General features: G+C 64.2%; 18 protein-coding genes and 1 pseudogene. 12 read left to right on the top strand and 7 right to left on the bottom strand.

Annotated elements, in window-relative coordinates:
* Positions 1–11: 11 nt before the first annotated feature.
* On the bottom strand, positions 12–458 hold the full coding sequence (locus C41B8_RS14475; RefSeq protein WP_037339693.1) for a tRNA (cytidine(34)-2'-O)-methyltransferase: 447 nt from the start codon (positions 456–458) through the stop codon (positions 12–14).
* Positions 459–469: 11 nt separating this feature from the next.
* Entirely contained in the window at positions 470–784 is a 315-nt protein-coding gene (locus C41B8_RS14470; RefSeq protein ID WP_037339691.1) for a putative signal transducing protein, read from the bottom strand.
* A gap of 78 nt (positions 785–862) precedes the next feature.
* Here C41B8_RS14470 and C41B8_RS14465 point away from each other — a divergent pair, with 78 nt between their 5' ends.
* The 5 genes from C41B8_RS14465 to C41B8_RS14445 all read left to right on the top strand — a co-directional run bounded on the left by C41B8_RS14465 (position 863) and on the right by C41B8_RS14445 (position 5615).
* On the top strand, positions 863–1186 hold the full coding sequence (locus C41B8_RS14465) for a hypothetical protein (RefSeq protein ID WP_037339689.1): 324 nt from the start codon (positions 863–865) through the stop codon (positions 1184–1186).
* Positions 1187–1319: 133 nt separating this feature from the next.
* Positions 1320–3299 (top strand): Lnb N-terminal periplasmic domain-containing protein, encoded by a 1980-nt coding sequence (locus tag C41B8_RS14460; RefSeq protein WP_051883577.1) that lies wholly within the window; start codon positions 1320–1322, stop codon positions 3297–3299.
* Positions 3299–3877 carry a 1,6-anhydro-N-acetylmuramyl-L-alanine amidase AmpD gene (gene ampD, locus C41B8_RS14455; protein ID WP_198025219.1) on the top strand — a complete coding sequence of 193 codons (579 nt, stop codon included), beginning with the start codon at positions 3299–3301 and terminating at the stop codon, positions 3875–3877. Before C41B8_RS14460 ends, ampD begins: the two co-directional genes overlap by 1 nt.
* Complete coding sequence (gene ampE, locus C41B8_RS14450; protein WP_037339687.1) at positions 3868–4755, top strand: regulatory signaling modulator protein AmpE; 888 nt, start codon at positions 3868–3870, stop codon at positions 4753–4755. Before ampD ends, ampE begins: the two co-directional genes overlap by 10 nt.
* Before the next feature lie 50 nt (positions 4756–4805).
* On the top strand, positions 4806–5615 hold the full coding sequence (locus C41B8_RS14445; RefSeq protein ID WP_232226084.1) for an inositol monophosphatase family protein: 810 nt from the start codon (positions 4806–4808) through the stop codon (positions 5613–5615).
* Between the two features lie 22 nt (positions 5616–5637).
* Here the strand turns inward: C41B8_RS14445 and C41B8_RS14440 are convergent, their stop codons facing one another.
* On the bottom strand, positions 5638–6315 hold the full coding sequence (locus C41B8_RS14440) for a histidinol-phosphatase (protein WP_037339685.1): 678 nt from the start codon (positions 6313–6315) through the stop codon (positions 5638–5640).
* A 196-nt stretch (positions 6316–6511) separates the two neighbouring features.
* Between C41B8_RS14440 and C41B8_RS14435 the strand changes: the two genes are divergently transcribed.
* From C41B8_RS14435 to bfr, 3 genes are all read left to right on the top strand, one after another.
* A complete protein-coding gene (locus C41B8_RS14435) occupies positions 6512–6997 on the top strand; it encodes an RNA pyrophosphohydrolase (protein ID WP_037339683.1) in 486 nt (161 codons plus the stop codon).
* A 119-nt stretch (positions 6998–7116) separates the two neighbouring features.
* On the top strand, positions 7117–7347 hold the full coding sequence (locus C41B8_RS14430; RefSeq protein ID WP_037339732.1) for a (2Fe-2S)-binding protein: 231 nt from the start codon (positions 7117–7119) through the stop codon (positions 7345–7347).
* Positions 7348–7427: 80 nt separating this feature from the next.
* On the top strand, positions 7428–7925 hold the full coding sequence (gene bfr, locus C41B8_RS14425; RefSeq protein ID WP_037339680.1) for a bacterioferritin: 498 nt from the start codon (positions 7428–7430) through the stop codon (positions 7923–7925).
* Positions 7926–8004: 79 nt separating this feature from the next.
* On the opposite strand, the gene C41B8_RS14420 is transcribed toward bfr, so the two are convergent.
* Together C41B8_RS14420 and C41B8_RS14415 are read right to left on the bottom strand one after the other, a co-directional pair.
* Entirely contained in the window at positions 8005–8433 is a 429-nt protein-coding gene (locus tag C41B8_RS14420) for a CopD family protein (protein WP_037339676.1), read from the bottom strand.
* Positions 8434–8517: 84 nt separating this feature from the next.
* On the bottom strand, positions 8518–10311 hold the full coding sequence (locus tag C41B8_RS14415; protein ID WP_051883575.1) for a chloride channel protein: 1794 nt from the start codon (positions 10309–10311) through the stop codon (positions 8518–8520).
* 260 nt (positions 10312–10571) lie between these two features.
* On the opposite strand from C41B8_RS14415, the gene argC reads away from it, so the two are divergent.
* The 3 genes and pseudogenes from argC to C41B8_RS21240 form a co-directional block, all read left to right on the top strand.
* Entirely contained in the window at positions 10572–11612 is a 1041-nt protein-coding gene (argC, locus tag C41B8_RS14410; RefSeq protein WP_037339674.1) for an N-acetyl-gamma-glutamyl-phosphate reductase, read from the top strand.
* 96 nt (positions 11613–11708) lie between these two features.
* Positions 11709–12077 carry an iron-sulfur cluster insertion protein ErpA gene (erpA, locus tag C41B8_RS14405; protein ID WP_037339671.1) on the top strand — a complete coding sequence of 123 codons (369 nt, stop codon included), beginning with the start codon at positions 11709–11711 and terminating at the stop codon, positions 12075–12077.
* A 47-nt stretch (positions 12078–12124) separates the two neighbouring features.
* Positions 12125–12250 (top strand): annotated as a pseudogene (locus C41B8_RS21240) (iron-sulfur cluster insertion protein ErpA); the annotation flags it as partial.
* Between the two features lie 552 nt (positions 12251–12802).
* On the opposite strand, the gene C41B8_RS14400 reads toward C41B8_RS21240, so the two are convergent.
* Positions 12803–13954: an anhydro-N-acetylmuramic acid kinase gene (locus C41B8_RS14400; RefSeq protein ID WP_037339668.1), complete on the bottom strand. Its 1152-nt coding sequence runs from the start codon at positions 13952–13954 to the stop codon at positions 12803–12805.
* Positions 13951–15417 carry an OapA family protein gene (locus tag C41B8_RS14395; protein ID WP_051883574.1) on the bottom strand — a complete coding sequence of 489 codons (1467 nt, stop codon included), beginning with the start codon at positions 15415–15417 and terminating at the stop codon, positions 13951–13953. Before C41B8_RS14395 ends, C41B8_RS14400 begins: the two co-directional genes overlap by 4 nt.
* A 430-nt stretch (positions 15418–15847) precedes the next feature.
* Between C41B8_RS14395 and tyrS the strand changes: the two genes are divergently transcribed.
* Positions 15848–17059, top strand: a complete 1212-nt coding sequence (gene tyrS, locus C41B8_RS14390; RefSeq protein ID WP_037339666.1) for a tyrosine--tRNA ligase — start codon at positions 15848–15850, stop codon at positions 17057–17059.
* The last annotated feature ends 119 nt before the right edge of the window (positions 17060–17178 follow it).

Genomic DNA, 17178 nt, shown 5'->3' with positions numbered 1-17178 from the left:
AACCGCTGGCCTCAGCTGAACTCCAGCTGGCGCCAGGCCTCGTAGGCGATCACCGCCACGCTGTTCGACAGGTTCAGACTGCGATTGCCCGGGCGCATCGGCAGATAGATCGCGGCCTCGGCCTGTGCGACGCGTTCGGGCGGCAGGCCGCGGGTCTCGCAGCCGAACAGCAGCGCGTCGTCGGCGCGATAACGGACGCTGTCGTAGCGTACGGTGCCGTTCTTGGTGGCGGCGAATACACGATTCGCGGGATGGGCCGCGCGCCAGCTGGCGTAGTCCGGCCATTCGTGAATGACCGCGCGCTCGCGATAATCCAGCCCGGCCCGTCGCAGGTGCTTGTCGTCGATCGAAAATCCCAGCGGATGGATGAGATGCAGCTCGGCGCCGATATTGGCGGCCAGCCGGATCACGTTGCCGGTGTTCGGCGGAATTTCGGGCTGGTGAAGAATCAGGTGCACGGTCTGTCCGACTATGGGCGTGGATGCTGGCAGTGCCAGCAGGCATGGAACTGGCCTTCGACCCGCTCGCCACAGCCGGGGCAGGCCCAATCCCGGCCGGTGTCCACAGGGCCTTTCTCGAAGGCGCTCACGATTTCGCGGGCGCGATCATAGTCGGCCGGATCGTCGATCCATACCTGCGGATAAACATTGGCCGGCAGCTCGCCCATGCCGCCCCAGAGATGCTGCCGCCGGACATGTGCGGCGATCCCGCGATCCACCAGCATATCCTTGACGATTTCGGCGTTCACCGGGTCGGCGGCGAGATAGACTTCAAGCGCGTTCATGTCTGATCCGAAAGCTCGATTGACTTGCCGGGCCGCTTTGCTAGTCTGCAATGCGTGCAGCATCCCGGGGGTCGCACTATGCCAATTTTTTTGATCCGGCGTGCCGTCGTCGCGATGGTCGTCGCCATGTCGCTGATCGGCGCCAACCCGGCGCTGGCAGCTGATAACGACGACGCCGGCACGCCGTCGGCCGCAGCGATGGCATTCGATGCCGTGATCGTGCGTCCAGCCAGCCTGGTCGCGACCGTGGCCGGGACCGGCCTGTTCATCGTTTCGCTGCCGTTCTCTCTGTTGGGCCACAACACCGACAAGGCCGGCGAGCGCCTCGTGGCAGAGCCGGCCAAGTATACCTTCACCCGGCCGCTCGGTGATTTCGACGCCCAGACGCCGGGCGACGACTAGCATCGGATCGATTCGCGCAGTCGGGCGCCTGGGTCGGCTGTCAGTTCCCAATCGCCACCCCTCGAACGCCCGAACTGGAATAATGGCGCGCTAAAGCGCGCCGGGCCCCGGCGTGGATCGAGCAGGGGAAAGCATGTCGAAATCGGAGTACGCCATTCGGCACGGCCGATACCGCCCCAAGCGCCTGGCGATGATCCTGACCCTGCTGATACCGCTGGTTGCAGGCACGGCGTTCGCGTCAACGCCAAGCAGCCGGTTGCAGCGGCTCGAGGCCCGAGCGGCGCGCGCCCATCTGGCCGCGACCGATGAATGGCATGCGTTGCTGCACTACGAGCCCAACTGGATGCATGGCGGCGTTCATAGCGAGGTCGCTTCGCTGTGGTTCTTTCTGGCCAAAGACGGACAGACCGATCCCGCGGCCGAGCTCGATGCCACGCTCGCCGGGCTGTTCTCGAAGCAGCCCATCGGCCCGCGCAAGCTGCCGGCGTATTGCCTGTTCGTGGCGCGTCGCAAGTTTCTGGTCCGCAAACTGGATATCGATACGTCGACGCTGCCGGTACATGACTGCCCCGGCTATCGTCATTGGCGGGCGGTGATCGCGCCGGATGCCGCCAGCCTGGTTTTCCCAACCGCGTTTCCCAACAGTCCGTCGTCGATGTTCGGCCATACACTGTTGCGTATCGACTCGGCCCGCCGACGTCATGGGACCGAGCTGTTGTCGTATGCGGTCAACTTTGCTGCCGCCGCGCCCCAGGGCAATCGCGGGCTGGGTTTTGTCTGGAAAGGCCTGACCGGCGGTTACCCGGGAGTCTTCGGCCTGTTTCCCTACTATAAGAAGGTCAAGCAATACGCCTGGATCGAAAACCGCGATGTCTGGTCGTATCCGCTGAACCTGACCCAGGCGCAGCTGTCGCGGCTGGTGGATCATGTCTGGGAGATGGACAGCGTCCACTTCGTCTATTACTTCCTCAACAAGAATTGTTCCTACCAGTTGTTGAGCCTGCTCGACGTCGCCCGGCCGCATCTGCATCTGACACGTCAGTACAACTGGTATGCGATTCCGTCCGATACGATCCGCTCGCTGGCGGACGTGCCCGGGCTGATGGGCCCGGCGGAGTACCGGCCGTCGATGGAGACCACGCTGCGCTGGGAAACCCGGCAGCTCTCGCCGGCCGAACAGACGCTGGCGCGCAAGGTCTCGCGACACGAACTCGCGCCCGATGCGCCCGCGCTGAACGCATTGCCGGCCAAGCGGCGCGCGGCCGTGCTGGAAGTCGCCTACGACGCGCTGAACTATCAGCTGTCGAGCAAGGAAGTTAAAGCCGCCGTGCCGGGCCAGGCCGGGCGCGACTACGCCAATCATATTCTCGCGGTGCGCGCGTCGATTCCGCGGCGCTCGCCGTTCGGCCGAGTGCCGACGCCGAAAACCTCGCCTGAGGATGGGCATCGCTCGTTGCGCGTGAATGTCTCGGGGGTCTATGTCGACGACAACTTCTCGCTCGGCTTCCGGATTCGGCCGGCCTATCATGATCTGCTGGACAACCCGGGCGGCTACACCCGCGGCGCGGCGATCGATTTCGCCGATATCGGCCTGCGGCTGGATCCGAGCGACGGTCGGCTCCGGCTCGATAACGTGCATCTGTTATCGATCACGTCGCTGTCGCCGCGCAATGCCTGGTTCAAGCCGGTTTCGTTCACGGCGGACACCGGGATCCGCCGCCGGCCGTCGGCGCATGTGTTCACGAACGCACCCAACGATCTCGGCTATTACTTGCAGGGCGGCCCCGGGCTGGCCTGGGGCGGGCGCGATCTGATGGTCTATACCTTCGGTCTGGGCTCGTTCGACGCCAACCCGGGCCTGCAGCCGGCCTGGGCGCTGGGCGCGGGCGGCAGCGCGGGCGTGCTGGCTTATCCGGTGCCGGGCGTACAGCTCAAGGCGGAGGCTGGCTGGCTGCAATATGCGGCCGGCGCGGACGGTCATTACGGCTGGGCAAAATTCGGAGCGCAGGTGCCGCTGGTGGATAATTTCGCCTTCCGTTCGACCGTGGGCTATGAAAACACCCGGGTGGATGACGGGCTGCGGGTGGATTTTGGTATTCAGGCGTATTTCTGATGAACGAACGGGAGACACGGCTGGAGATCGACGACGCGGGCTGGCTGGTCGGCGCGCGGCACCTGCCTTCGCCGAACCACAATCATCGACCGGCGGGCGTGGCCGTGGATACGCTGGTGGTGCACGGCATCACCGTGCCGCCGGGGCGATTCGGGCATGGCGGCGTCGATGCCTTGTTCACCAACACGCTCGACCCGACCGCGCACCCGGTCTATGCCGAGATCGCCGAACTGCGGGTATCCGCCCATGCGCTGATCGAGCGCACCGGCGCGCTTACGCAGTACGTCAGCTTCGACGATCGTGCCTGGCATGCCGGCGTCTCGCACTTCGACGGGCGCGATCGCGTCAACGATTTCGGTATCGGCATCGAGCTGGAAGGCACCGACGCATGTCCGTATGCGCCGGCCCAGTATCGTCGGCTAGCGGCTGTCACGGCCGCGCTTTTGCGTCATTATGCGGGCATGAATCGTTCGCGCATCGTGGGTCACAGCGACATCGCGCCGGGGCGCAAGACCGATCCCGGGCCGGCGTTCGACTGGGCCGTGTTCAACCGCTTGCTGGATCACGTATGCACCTGATCGTGATCGTGGCCGCGCTGCTCATCGAGCGTACGCTCGGGCAGCTGACGCGCTGGCGCCGGGTCGATGCGTTCTCGGCCTACGTCCGCCTCATCGAGCGCACAAGTCTGGGCCGTCTGTGGCTGGCGCGGCCGGCCGGTGTGGCCGTGATTCTGCCGCCGCTACTGGTGGTTGGCGCGGCCCAGTGGGCGATCGATACCCATCTCTGGCTGGGCGCGCAGCTGGCCTTCGGGCTGCTCGGCCTGCTGATCAGTCTGGGCCCGCGCGATCTCTGGGAAGACGTATATGCGCTGGCCAATGCCCGCACGCAGGCCGCGCACGACGAGGCCGAGGCGCGTGCGATCGCGCTGTGCCGGCGGGCCACCGGCAAGCGTGCTGCCGACATCAAGGCGCCGACCATTCTCGGCGCGGTGCTGGTTCAGGGCCACGAGCGCGTGCTCGGCGTGTTGCTCTGGTTCTTCGTGGCCGGGCCAACCGGCGCGTTGTTCTATCGTCTGGTGCGTGAGCTGCCGGCGCTGGCCGCGCGCGATCCGGCGACCCGTGCGACCGAACGCGTGGCCGCGTATGTCCACGGTATCGCGGCCTGGATACCGGCGCGGATCGTGGCGTTGCTCTATGCCGTGGCCGGTCAGACCGGCGCCGCCTTCGCGGCCTGGCGGACCGCGCGTGCGACCACGCGCTTGAGCGGGTCGGCGAGCTGGCAGCTGTTGGCCGTGGTCGGGCGCGGTGCGCTTGGCGAAAGCGCGGCCGATACGACCGAGATGCCGGCCGAGCGCTTCAACCAGGCGCTGCTGGATGCGTTGTCGCTCATCTCGCGCGCCGTGCTCATTCTGCTGGCCCTGTTCGCCGTGTTCACGCTGTTCGGCATCCTGCGCTGAAGCGGACGAGCAAGTAGCATACGCATCGGATGTTCAAGCAAGGAGAGACCGTGGCCGAGGATCTGAGCCGTTATCTGGAGACCGCGATCGAGGCCGCGCGCGCGGCGGAGACGGTCATCAATCGCTATTACCATGGCGATTTCGAGGTCGAGCGCAAGGCCGATGCCTCGCCGGTGACGATCGCCGATGTCGAATGCGAGCGCACGATCAAGCGCGTGCTGGCCGAGGCCTTTCCGGACCACGGGTTTTATGGCGAGGAACTCGGCCGTGAATCGATCGACGCCGACTATGTCTGGCTGATCGATCCGATCGATGGCACCAAGAGCTTCGTGCGCGGCTACCCGTTTTTTTCGACCCAGATCGCGCTGATGCACCAGGGTGAGCTGATCGTGGGCGTGTCCAACGCGCCGGCCTTCGGTAACGGCGACATGGCGTATGCCGCACGCGGGCAGGGTGCGTTCCTCAACGGCGAACGGATCCATGTGTCCACGATTGACGAGATCGCCGAAACCAGCCTGTCGACCGGCAATATCGGGGCGCTGGGGGCGTCGCCGGCCTGGCCGAAGATCGGCGAGCTGGTCGGGGACGTGCATCGTATTCGGGGCTACGGCGATTTCTATCACTACCACCTGCTGGCGAGCGGCGCGATCGATGCCGTAATCGAGTCCGATCTGAATATCCTCGATATCGCCGCACTGACGGTGATCGTGCGCGAGGCCGGCGGCGACGTGACCGAACTCGGGGGCGGCCCGATCGATCTGGAGTCGCGGACCGCCCTGGCGACCAACGGCCGCGTGCGTGCGCCGCTGGCCCCGTATCTGGCGGCCTGGAACGAAGCCGAGCACGCCCCGCGCGACTGACGCGCGGGACTGCAGCCAGCGATCAGTCGATCGCTGGCATGGTCTCGCCGCGTAGCGTGATCACCGGCCAGCCGGCCTCTCGTGCGGCGGCGGCGAGTCGCGGGTCGGGGTCGACCGCCACCGGGCGATCGGCCCAGCGCAGCAACGGCAAATCGTTGTGTGAGTCGGAATAGAACGTAATCGTTTCCGGCGCGGCGTCCAGGCTCGCGACGAAATCCCGGGCGCGTGTGATCTTGCCCTCACGATAAGACGGTGTGCCGGCGATCGCGCCGGTATAGGCGCCGTCCACGACTTCCGGCTCGGTCGCGATCAGGTGCTCGATGCCGAGCAGCTCGGCGATGGGCTCAGTCACAAAGCGATTGGTCGCGGTGATGATGGCCAGGGTATCGCCGCGGCGGCGATGGAAGTCCACCACCGCGCTGGCCTGACGCGCCACCACGGGGCCGATGCGTTCGGCGACGAAACGCGCTCGTAGCGCGTGCATGCGCGCGATCGGCTCGTCTATCAATGGTTGCAGCACGAACCGCTGATACGCATGGATATCCAGTTCGCCCGCGTCGTACTGGGCTTTGAATTGCTCGTTGGCCCGGGCATAGGTCGGCCCGTCAACCACGGCTTCGTCGACCAGGAAACGCCCCCACTCGTAGTCGCTATCCCCTTCGAGCAGGGTCTGATCGAGATCGAAAAAAGTCAGTCGCACGTCGGGGCTCCCGGCTGGCGTTGAAAATCGAAGACGGGTAATGATGACGGCTGCAAGGGGCCGTGGGAAGCGGGGAAATTAGAGCACAATAGAATTGCGTGCCGTCTGCATCGATTCGATGGATTCAGCCTGTGTTTTTTCGTTTCTTGCGATTTTATGAAAGAATTGATTCAGTAGTTTTACCGAGGGTCGTGTCGTGATTGATGCACAAGGGTTCCGAGCGAACGTCGGCATCATCTTGAGCAATCAGCAAGGTCAGGTGTTCTGGGCCAAGCGCATTGGTCAGCAATCCTGGCAATTCCCTCAAGGCGGTATTCGCCAGGGCGAGGATGCAACGGCTGCTCTTTATCGCGAATTGGAAGAAGAGGTTGGGTTGCGCCCGGAACACGTCGAGATTGTCGGCGCAACCCGCAGCTGGCTGCGTTATCGCCTGCCCAAGCGCTATATCCGGCGCCATCGTCAACCGCTCTGCATCGGCCAGAAACAGAAATGGTTCATGTTGCAGCTGGTCGCGCCCGAGTCCTGCGTGCGCTTCGATGCCACTGAAAAACCCGAATTCGACGGTTACCGTTGGGTAGATTACTGGCACCCGGTGGATGAAGTCGTGTTCTTCAAGCGGCAGGTTTACCAGCGCGCGCTCGATGAACTCGCTTGTTGCCTGAACCCTGGCCCGACGCCCTGATCGCGAGGACAGGCGAGGCGACTCCGCCGCTGTCAGTAGCGTGCGGCGAGACCGATATAAGCATTCGTAGTTGACAATAATTCTCATTAGCGTTGTACTGCGCGTCGGAGGTAATGCTCATGTACGTTTGCGTGTGCAATGCGGTCACCGACTGCCAGATTCGCGAAGCCTACTGCGAGGGCGCTTGTAGCATGCGTCTGCTGCGTCAAAAGCTCGGCGTAGCCGGGTGTTGCGGCCGCTGTGCGCCCTGCGCTCGTGACGTGCTGCGCGAGTGTCGCCAGGAAAGCGAGCGCCGCGCTGCGATGGCCGAGGAGCAGGCTCAGCCGTTGCCCGTTGCCGCGACGGCCTGACGCGTATCGGCCCCATTTGTGTGGCGTGAAGTCTTTGGCTAGGCTTGCTGGGAGTTCTCAGGCCCACACAGGAACAAGCAATGAAAGGCGACGCAACCGTCATCAAATATCTGCAGGAAGGGCTCAAACTGGAGTTGACCGCCATCAACCAGTATTTCCTGCACGCGCGCATGTACGAAGACATGGGGTTCTTCGAACTCGGTAAGCACGAGTACAACGAGTCCATCGAGGAAATGCATCACGCGGATCGCTTCATCAAGCGCATCCTGTTCCTCAATGGTCTGCCCAACCTGCAGGATCTGGGCAAGCTACGCATCGGCGAGAAACCCCAGGAAATGCTCGAATGCGACTTGGCGGCGGAATACGAAGGCCACGCTCATTACAAGGAAGCGATCAAGGTCTGCGAAGAGGCCGGCGACTACGCCACGCGTGATCTGTTCGTCGAGATCCTGGCGGACGAGGAAGAACATATCGACTACATCGAAACCCAGCTCGACCTGATCAAGAGCATGGGCGAGGCGAACTATCTGCAGTCGCAGACCGGCCCGAACATCAACCAGACGCCAGACGCCGAATAGCGGGCGATTGGCACGGTCCGAAAAGAAACCCGCCGTGAGCGATCACGGCGGGTTTTTTCTTGGCGGAACCCGCCGTCGGTCAGAACGGTTTGACGAAGACCAGTAGCATGATCAGCAACAGCAAGGCCGTTGGCACGACGGTCACGCCGCGATAGAAGGAAGGGGTGCGGCTGGCCCGATCCTCGCGCAACTTTTTTGCTTGCACCTGGCACCAGCCGTGGTAACCGATCATCAGTACGACCAGGGTGAGCTTGGCATGGAACCAGCCGTTCGCCGCAAGCCAGCCTCCCCCGAGCAGTGTCAGCATCCAGATGCCGAATACGATCGTGGCAAGAGCAGCGATCGACATCAGCATCGAGAGTTGGCGCTCGAGGCCCGCAAACCGAGCGCGCTCGGCCTGGCCCTGCGTCGCGGCGTGGGTAGCGAACAGCCAGGGCAGGCTCAGTAGCCCGGCGAGCCACAGCACCATGGATGTGACGTGCAAGGCCTCGATCCAAAGAAACAGCATTCGGTTCTCCTACAGCGATGGGGCAACGGCGCCATTGTATCGGTCATGAATGCTGGGGCCGCATGGCGCGACCTGTGGTCGCAGTCAGCGGCGATAAGTTGCGGCGACGGCGGCCGGCGTAAGGATGCCGTAGGGCGTCGGATGGCGCCCGGTCAGCGAGGTCGCGCGCTGGACCACCAGGGCCTCGGCTTCGGTGGACTCGAACTGATCGTAGGCTTCCTGCAGGCTGGCGCGCACATCGATCGGATAGGCATCGGCGCGGTGAGCGGGAATATCCATGAGATCGATCGCACGACTTGGGTCGCCGGTCTCGTCCTCGGCCAGCATGCGCTTGAGTTCGTCCGGGCGCATGAGCTGGGCGCGGCCTTCGGCCGGCCGGATCAACAGCCAGTCGACACCGGCGTCCAGGGCATCGACGACCGCGCCTCGGGTGGTCTTGGCATCGAGCACGCGGAAACGCCGGTTCATGGCGTTCAACACACTGGCCCGCCGCAAATACTGCGAGACGGGGTCGTTGCGATAATCGAGTCCGCGCCGGCGCATGAGCAAACGGAAGATCGAATCCGAAACCGCGATCCGGCGCGATACAACCAGCGCGGCGATGATCACGAGCATGCCCGGGAGCACCATATCGGTCTGGCCGGACAGTTCGAGTACCGCCACCAGGGCCGACAACGGCGCCTGTAATACCGCGGCCATCATGGCGCCAATCCCGAGCAAGGCGTACAAGCCCGGGCCGCTGACCGGAATGGGCAGCAGGCCGGCGGCTGCGGCGCCGAACGCGCTACCCAGGGCGGCCCCGGCGACAAACATGGGCAGAATGACCCCGCCCGGGATGGCAGCGGCGACTGCGAACAGGGTGGCCACGAGCTTGGCCAGGCCGATGCCGAGCGACATCGTGGCGCCGTAGTCGCCGGCCAGCGCGCGGTTCACGGTCTCGAAACCCAAACCCATGATCTGCGGAAAGACGATGGCCAGCACGCCCGTGACCAGGCCGGCGAGCGCCATGCGCAGGCTGATCCGTATCTTGGCGAAATACGGCACGGTCTGGCCCACCAAGCGCGTAAAGCCGCCGCCGAGTACGCCGAGCGCAAGGCCCATCGCGGTCATGATCGGCAACTCGGCGGCGTGGAAATGCTCGGCGGCACCGGTCAGGCCGGGGTGCACGTTGGGCAGATCCAGCGTGACCAGCGACCCGCTCACGGCGGCGAGAATGATCGGCGCGAAACCGGCGATGGTGTACTCCATCATCACCACTTCCATCGCGAAAATCACCGCGGCCAGCGGGGTATTGAACGACGCGGCGATACCGGCCGCCGTGCCGCAACCCACCAGCGTGCGCACGCTGTTATTGGGCAGCGACAAGCGTCGGGCTAGCCAGCTGCCCGTGAATGCGCCCGCGTGCACGGCCGTACCTTCGCGGCCGACCGACTGGCCGGTGGCGATCGAAATCGCCGACGCGGCGAGATCGGTGAGCGCCGCCCGTAGCGGTAGCAGGCCCTGGTAATACATCAGGCGTTCGATGACATGCACGATGCCGTTTTCCAGCGCCTTGTGCCGCCACTCGACGATCAGGCCGAGCACGAGCGCGCCAATGATTGGCACGGCGAGGCGAAAGGCCAGATCGGATTCGACGAAGGTGTCCTGGTGATCGCCGAAAAGCGCGAACAGCGGCAGCTGAATCGCTTCGATGAGGCCGTAGAGCACGAGGATGGCCGCCCCGGCGAGGCCGCCGGTGACCGCGCCCAGCAGGCATAACAAGCCCAGGCCCGGCGTGTTTTCGACGTCCGCCAGCTGGCTGCGCCAATGCTCCGTGCGGCGAGACCAGGCGCGCCGAACACGTCGGCGCCAATGCACCATGCGGGACTTCGGCGGCATGCGGCGGAGTTGACCCCCCTGGAGGCTGGTTTGCCATGCGACGGCCAGTGCCCGGCAAACGACGACTGGCGGTCAGCCCGGTCGCTGCGCTCGCGGTCCAATTACTTTACACGAGCAAGAGGGCTGGCTGGATGGCGATAGCACGCCACGATGCGACGGTGGGCGGCCTTGCTTTGTACGGGAGGAGCCGGCGGCTGGGGTTCGACCAATGGCGAGTGGTAATATGCGACGTTGATTTTTATGGCAGTAGCGATCGAGTCATGACTGGCAGGCAGAAAATAGGTCTGGTCGGCGGTACGGGATACGCCGGGGCTGAGTTACTGCGTCTGTTGTCGGCGCACCCGGAGGCCGAGATCGCAGCGGTGACCTCGCGTAGCGCCGCGGGCACGCCGGTTGCCGATGCCTACCCGCAGCTGCGCGGTGTGGTCGATCTGGCGTTTTCGACCCCGGACGAGGGCGGCCTCGAGAGTTGCGACGTGGTGTTCTTCGCCACGCCGCACGCCGCGGCCATGCACGACGTGCCGCGCCTGCTCGACGCTGGCGTTCGCGTCATCGATCTTTCGGCCGATTTCCGGTTGCGCGATGCCGAGCTCTGGGCCCAGTGGTACAACACCGAGCACGCCGCCCCCGAACTGATCGAGCGCGCGGTCTATGGCCTGCCCGAACTCGGGCGGCGCGAGGCGATCGCGGCCGCCGATCTGGTGGCCTGCCCGGGGTGCTATCCGACCGCGATCCTGCTGGGATTCAAGCCGCTGGTCGATGCCGGTGTCGTCGATCTCGATCGGTTGATTGCAGATGCCAAGACCGGCGTCTCGGGCGCCGGCATGAAGCTGGCTCCGGGATTCCTGTTCGCCGAGGCGACCGATTCCTTCAAAGCCTACGGCGTGGCCGGGCATCGGCATCTGCCGGAGATTCGCCAGTTCCTGGGCGAGTTGGCCCGGCGCGAGGTCGGATTGACGTTCGTGCCGCATCTGGTACCCATGGTGCGCGGGATTCATGCGACCCTGTACGCGAGCCTTACCGAGAACGCCGATTTGCAGCAGCTCTACGAGCAGGCCTACGCCGACGAGCCGTTCGTCGATGTGTTGGCGGCCGGCGGTACGCCGGAAACACGGCATGTCCGCGCCACCAACATGTGTCGTCTTGCCGTGCATCGGCCGCAGGCCGGCGACCAGGCCGTGGTGCTGTCCACCATCGACAATCTGGTCAAGGGCGCGGCCGGGCAGGCCGTTCAGTGCTTCAACCTGATGATCGGCGCGCCGGAGACCTGCGGATTGACTGCTACGGCGCCGGTGCCCTGAATTTTTTGAGATTTCTTGCAGACCCGCCCCTTGAAAACATACGAGTCGCACTGATGTCGTATGATAGTCAACGCGGGTTCGACACGGACAACGCTTATGAGTACTGCGACTGAAACCATGGACCAGGAAGCCGACCAGGCTGCATTGGTCTTTACTGACGCTGCGGCCATCAAGGTCAAGGAGCTGTTGGAAGACGAGGACAACGACGCCCTCAAGCTGCGCGTGTTCGTCTCCGGCGGCGGGTGTTCGGGGTTCCAGTACGGCTTCACCTTCGACGAAAACGTCGAGGAAGGCGATACGCTGATCGAAAAACAAGGCGTGACGCTGCTGGTCGATCCCATGAGCGTGCTCTACCTCATGGGCGCCGAAATCGATTTTTCGGATGGGATCGAAGGCGCGCAGTTCGTGATTCGTAACCCCAACGCCACAACCACTTGCGGCTGCGGTAACTCGTTCGCAGTATAGGTCCGGCCTGCGCGCCTTCGCCCCTTGAGGGGCGGCTTCGCCGCAGGCGAAGCGGGGTGACAACGATGCTCGAGCTTTGCGGAGCAAAGCCCGCGCGCAGCGCGGCGCAGTTTGTGATTCGTAACCCCAACGCCACAACCACTTGCGGCTGCGGTAACTCGTTCGCGGTATAAATCCCGCCTGCGCGCCTTAGGGCGTGTTGAGGTTTCGTTCGAGTCCGCGCCAAGCGCAGTTTTGCGGCAAGACGAGGCGTAGCGAACGTGGCGTAGTCGTTCTACGCGAGAGAGCGACAACGCTGGATTGCCGCAAAACAGCGCTTGTCCCTTCGGGGTGGGCCGCCCATAAAAAATTAACCAGGGGCGCCCTTCGGCGTAGCGAGTCTGGGTCGTGGCACGCCACGACGCGGCGACTCGCGCCTTGCCGGACACGATTTGCGGACGCCAACGCGGACTGGCACGAAACCTCAACACGCCCTAGCCCCTTGAGGGGCGGCTTCGCCGCAGGCGAAGCGGGGTGATTAACGACGCTCGAGCTTTGCGGAGCAAAGCCCGCGCGCAGCGCGGCGCCGTTCATGATTCGTCACCCCAATGCTATGGCTGGCCGGGACCGTGGCGCTTTCTGCCCGACTCAATCGTACCGGCGCGTCATCGTGCCGGTAGGGTTTGCGTGGCGCATTTCTTTCCGGCGTTGGCGCACGTACGGCTGCTCTTGAGCTGCCGGGCGAGTCAGGAATCCATAGGCGGTGGCGCGTGCCAGCCGCCGAGAACCGCTAACCCGCGTGCGCCCGTTACGCCGGGCGCGTTGCCGGGGCGCCCCAGCACGCGCTGACGGGCCAGCCAGGCGAACGCCAGAGCTTCGATCCAATCCGGATCAAGACCCAGGGCCTCGGTCGTTGCCACGGATCGTGGTGTGGCCAGTTCGGTCAGGCGCTCGACCAGATAACGGTTATGCACGCCCCCGCCACATAGATATAACGTCTCGCGGCCGGAGCCGAAGCGGTCGATGGCGTCGACGATGGTGATGGCCGTCAGTTCGCAGAGGGTGGCTTGCACATCGGCCGGCGTCGGCGCGTGATCGAGCGCGGCTAGGTGCCGATCCAGCCAGGCCAGGCCGAAATATTCGCGGCCCGTACTCTTCGGTGGTTCACGACGGAAATATTCGTCGCCGAGCAGCTGCGCCAGCAGCAGGTCATCGACTCGGCCCGAGGCCGCCCAGGCGCCTTCGGCGTCGTGGCCGACGTTTCGATGGCGCTGGATCCAGGCATCCATCAAGCCGTTGCCCGGCCCGGTATCGAAGCCGCGAATGGTCGTAGCGTCTTCGCGCGCGCTGCGGGGCAAAAGCGTGATATTGGCGATGCCGCCGATATTTACGGCGACGCGGTTGACGTCGGCCGCAGCGAACAGCGCGGCATGAAAAGCGCATACCAGAGGGGCGCCCTGGCCCCCCAGGGCGATGTCCGCATTGCGAAAATCCGAGACGACGGCGCAGCCGGTCTCCGCCGCGATTCGGGGCGCCGCACCGATCTGCAGGCTGAACGCCGGGTCATTATCGGGGGCATGCCAGACGGTCTGGCCATGACTGCCGATGGCGGTAACCCGTGTCGGCGCGAGCCCGGCCCGGGCGATGGCCGTTTTCGCAGCCTTGGCGAACCATTGGCCGACGGCCTGATCCAAATGACCGAACTCCAGCAGGCTCAGTCGGCGTTCGGCGTTCGACAGCTCCAGCAGTTCGCGGCGCAACGCCTCCGGCGGCGGCTCGCTGTGGGTCGCGAGGATAGCCGGCGGCTCGTCGTCGCCAGGAAAACGCGCCACGATGGCGTCGACGGCGTCCACGCTGGTGCCGGACATCAGCCCGACATAGCAGTCTGCTGTCGTCATGAATGCGGATCGGCCGCCGAAGCCATGCGAACCCGGGCATCGTCGGCCATGTCGTCGATCCTGGCGATCGCGTCGGCCTGTTGCGATTTGAACGCCGCCAGCGCCTTGCCGGTTAAAGGCGGCGCACCGGGCAGCGAGACGGTCTGCGGGTTACGCGGCTTGCCATCGACCCGGAACTCATAGTGCACATGCGGGCCGGTGGCCAATCCGGTCATGCCCACGTAGCCGATGGTCTGCCCTTCCTTGATCTGGCTGCCTACGTGCAGACCGTGAGCGAAACGCGACATGTGAGCGAACCGCATCGTGATGTGTTGATCGTGTCGCATGATCACCACGTTGCCATAGCCACCACGGCGTCCCTCGAAGATGATTCGTCCGTTGCCGGTGGCGTGAATCGGCGTGCCTTCGGGGGCCGCGTAGTCGGTGCCTTCGTGGCGGCGGATGCGATGCAGAATCGGGTGCAGCCGGTTCAGATTGAATGGCGAGCTGATGTGCGTGTAATCCACTGGCGCGCGCACGAACGCTTGGCGCATCGGCTTCCCGTCCGGGTGGTAGTACTCACTCTGCCCGCTGGAGTCGGTGTAGCGTATGGCGCGGATGACACGCCCGTGGTTGATCAGTGCCGCTGCCAAAATCGGTCCGACGCCGATCTTCTTGTTCTTGTGATACAGCGTGTCGTAAACCACGGCGAAGCGATCGCCGGGCTGGATGTCGCGGCTGAAGTCCACGTCCCAGGCAAAAATACGATGGAGCGCCGCGGCCTGCCGGTCGGTGAGTCCGGCCGCCACCGCGTCCTTGTAGAAGCTCTCCTGGATGACGCCGCTGACTGCAGTTTGTCGATGCTCGGCGGCACGTTCGGCCAATGCGCCGACGAAACCGTCCTGGGTTCGTCGGACGGTCAGATGATGGAGTGCGTCGACTGTATAACTGACCTGTTCCACCCGCCCGGTGTCGTCAGCCTTGACGTCGAGCACGTCGCCCGCCTGCAGCCCGCGGGTGAAATAGTGGCCCAGTTTCGGCATGTGGGCGATGCGCAATGAGTCCATGTAGGACAGCCCATTGCGGGCGAAGGCGAGAGAAAGCGTGTCGCCGTCCGCGATGGTGACCCGATGCCAGCCCGGCTTGAGATCCGGCCCATTACCGTTGTTGGACGTCAGTGACTGGGCCGGAGCGAACGCCAGCTCGATTGGCCGGGCCGGCGACATGGCGCGTGCCGGGCTGAGCGCCGGGTTGAAGTTGACCGGTATGGCACGAGCGTTCGGAGCGGCCGGGATCACGCTTCGGCTGATAGGCGGGGTATAGCTGTCGCCGTCGGTGGCTGCCGTGTCAGGGGTAGTGAGATACCACGCCAGGGCAGCGGCGGCGACCGGTACCAGTGCAATCGGCGCCCAGGGGCGCCAAGCCGGCGACTTCTGCGCTGTTTCGCGCAGCCACAGATAATCCCGATCGACAAGTTTGCCCATAGATTCCCGTCGTATTCCTGCCCGAGTCTAATGCCGGCGTGCCGTGCCCCCGATGCCGTGCCTCGCCGGAATTGGCTTAAAAGAGCACAATTACCGGGGCTTAGCAAATTCGCGCGGCCCGAGGTCTCGTGGTGGTAACAGCATGTCGCGTGTGCGCTGCTCGGATATGGGGTAGGAGAAGGCGGGAGTCGCGCCGTCGGTGCGGGTGTTCGGGCCGTAATGTATGCCCCGGGCCGGGGCCTTGCAGTGCAAGGAAAGCTTGATGTTTTTCCGTATAGCACGTCCGACCTAGCGACCCTCGCCGCTTGGGCGAGACGGTGTTGCCGCAGCACCGCGTATAGGGCGCCCCCGGGTGATGGCGTGGGCTCGCGCGAAATCCGAACAGGCCCTAGACTTGGCGCGCTAAGCGATATCAGAAACGGAGCAGGCGTTGACGAGTCAAGACTGGGCCGAGATCGTTCGCGGCGCGGATGAAGTCATTCCGGAAGCCGAATTCCGCGAGCGTTTCGAAAAAGCGAGTGCCGCCGGTGAGCGACTGGTAATCAAGGCGGGGTTCGATCCTACGGCGCCCGATCTGCATCTGGGACATACCGTGCTGCTCAACAAGCTGCGCTGGTTCCAGGATATGGGCCACGACGTGGTGTTTCTGATCGGCGACTTCACCGGCATGATCGGCGACCCGACGGGCAAGAACGTGACCCGCAAGCCGCTGACCGAGGCCGAGGTCGCGGAGAATGCGCGTACGTACGAAGCTCAGATCTTCCGGATATTGGATCGCGAGCGCACGCGCGTGGTCTTCAACTCCAGCTGGCTGAATGAATTCACCGGCGCGGACATGATCAAGCTAGCCGCGACGCACACGGTGGCCCGCATGCTCGAGCGGGACGACTTCCACAAGCGTTACCAGTCGAACCAGCCAATCGCGATTCATGAATTCCTTTACCCGTTGCTGCAGGGTTACGACTCCGTAGCGCTCGAGGCGGATCTTGAGCTCGGTGGTACCGACCAGAAGTTCAACCTGCTGATGGGGCGTCATCTTCAGCAGATCTATGGCCAGAAGCCACAGGCCGTGCTGACCATGCCGTTGCTCGAAGGGCTGGATGGCGTCAACAAGATGTCGAAGTCGCTTGGCAACTACGTGGGCATCGATGAGGCACCGGACGAACAGTACGGCAAGCTCATGTCGATATCCGACGATCTGATGTGGCGCTACTTCGAGCTGTTGTCGTTCGAGCCTGCGGAAACCATTGCCGCGTATCGCGACGAGGTCGCGGCGGGCGCGAACCCGCGCGATTACAAGTACAAGCTGGCCGGGGAGATCGTCGCGCGTTTTCATGGCGAGCAAGCGGCCGCCGATGCCCATGAGGCTTTCGTCTCGCGTTTTCGTCAGGGTGTCGTCCCGGAGGATCTGCCGATAACTACAGTCCCGGTGGACAACGACGGGCTGCAGATGGCCGCGTTGCTGGTGGCGGCCGGCCTGACTCAAAGCAACGGCGAGGGTATGCGCCTGCTCAAGCAAGGGGCTGTGCGCCTCGACGGCGAGCCGATCAAGAACGCCAAGCATACCGTCCACGCGGGTGAGACCTGTCTGTTGCAGGTGGGTAAGCGACGAATTGCGCGGGTGAGGCTGGAGGCCGCCTGAGGGCCTTCAGAAGAAAAGCCCGTGTGACGGGCTTTTCAGAGGTGTTTCAGATTTATTTCAAAAAAACCGTTGACACGTATCGACGAAGGTCTAGAATGCGCATCTCTCGCAAGGCAGCG

It is taken from the genome of Salinisphaera hydrothermalis C41B8 (genome assembly GCF_000732535.1).
In the GTDB taxonomy this organism is placed as follows: Bacteria; Pseudomonadota; Gammaproteobacteria; order Nevskiales; family Salinisphaeraceae; genus Salinisphaera; species Salinisphaera hydrothermalis.
The sequence above is the reverse complement of the archived record's forward strand: the minus strand, read 5'-3'. Positions and strand labels throughout refer to the sequence as shown.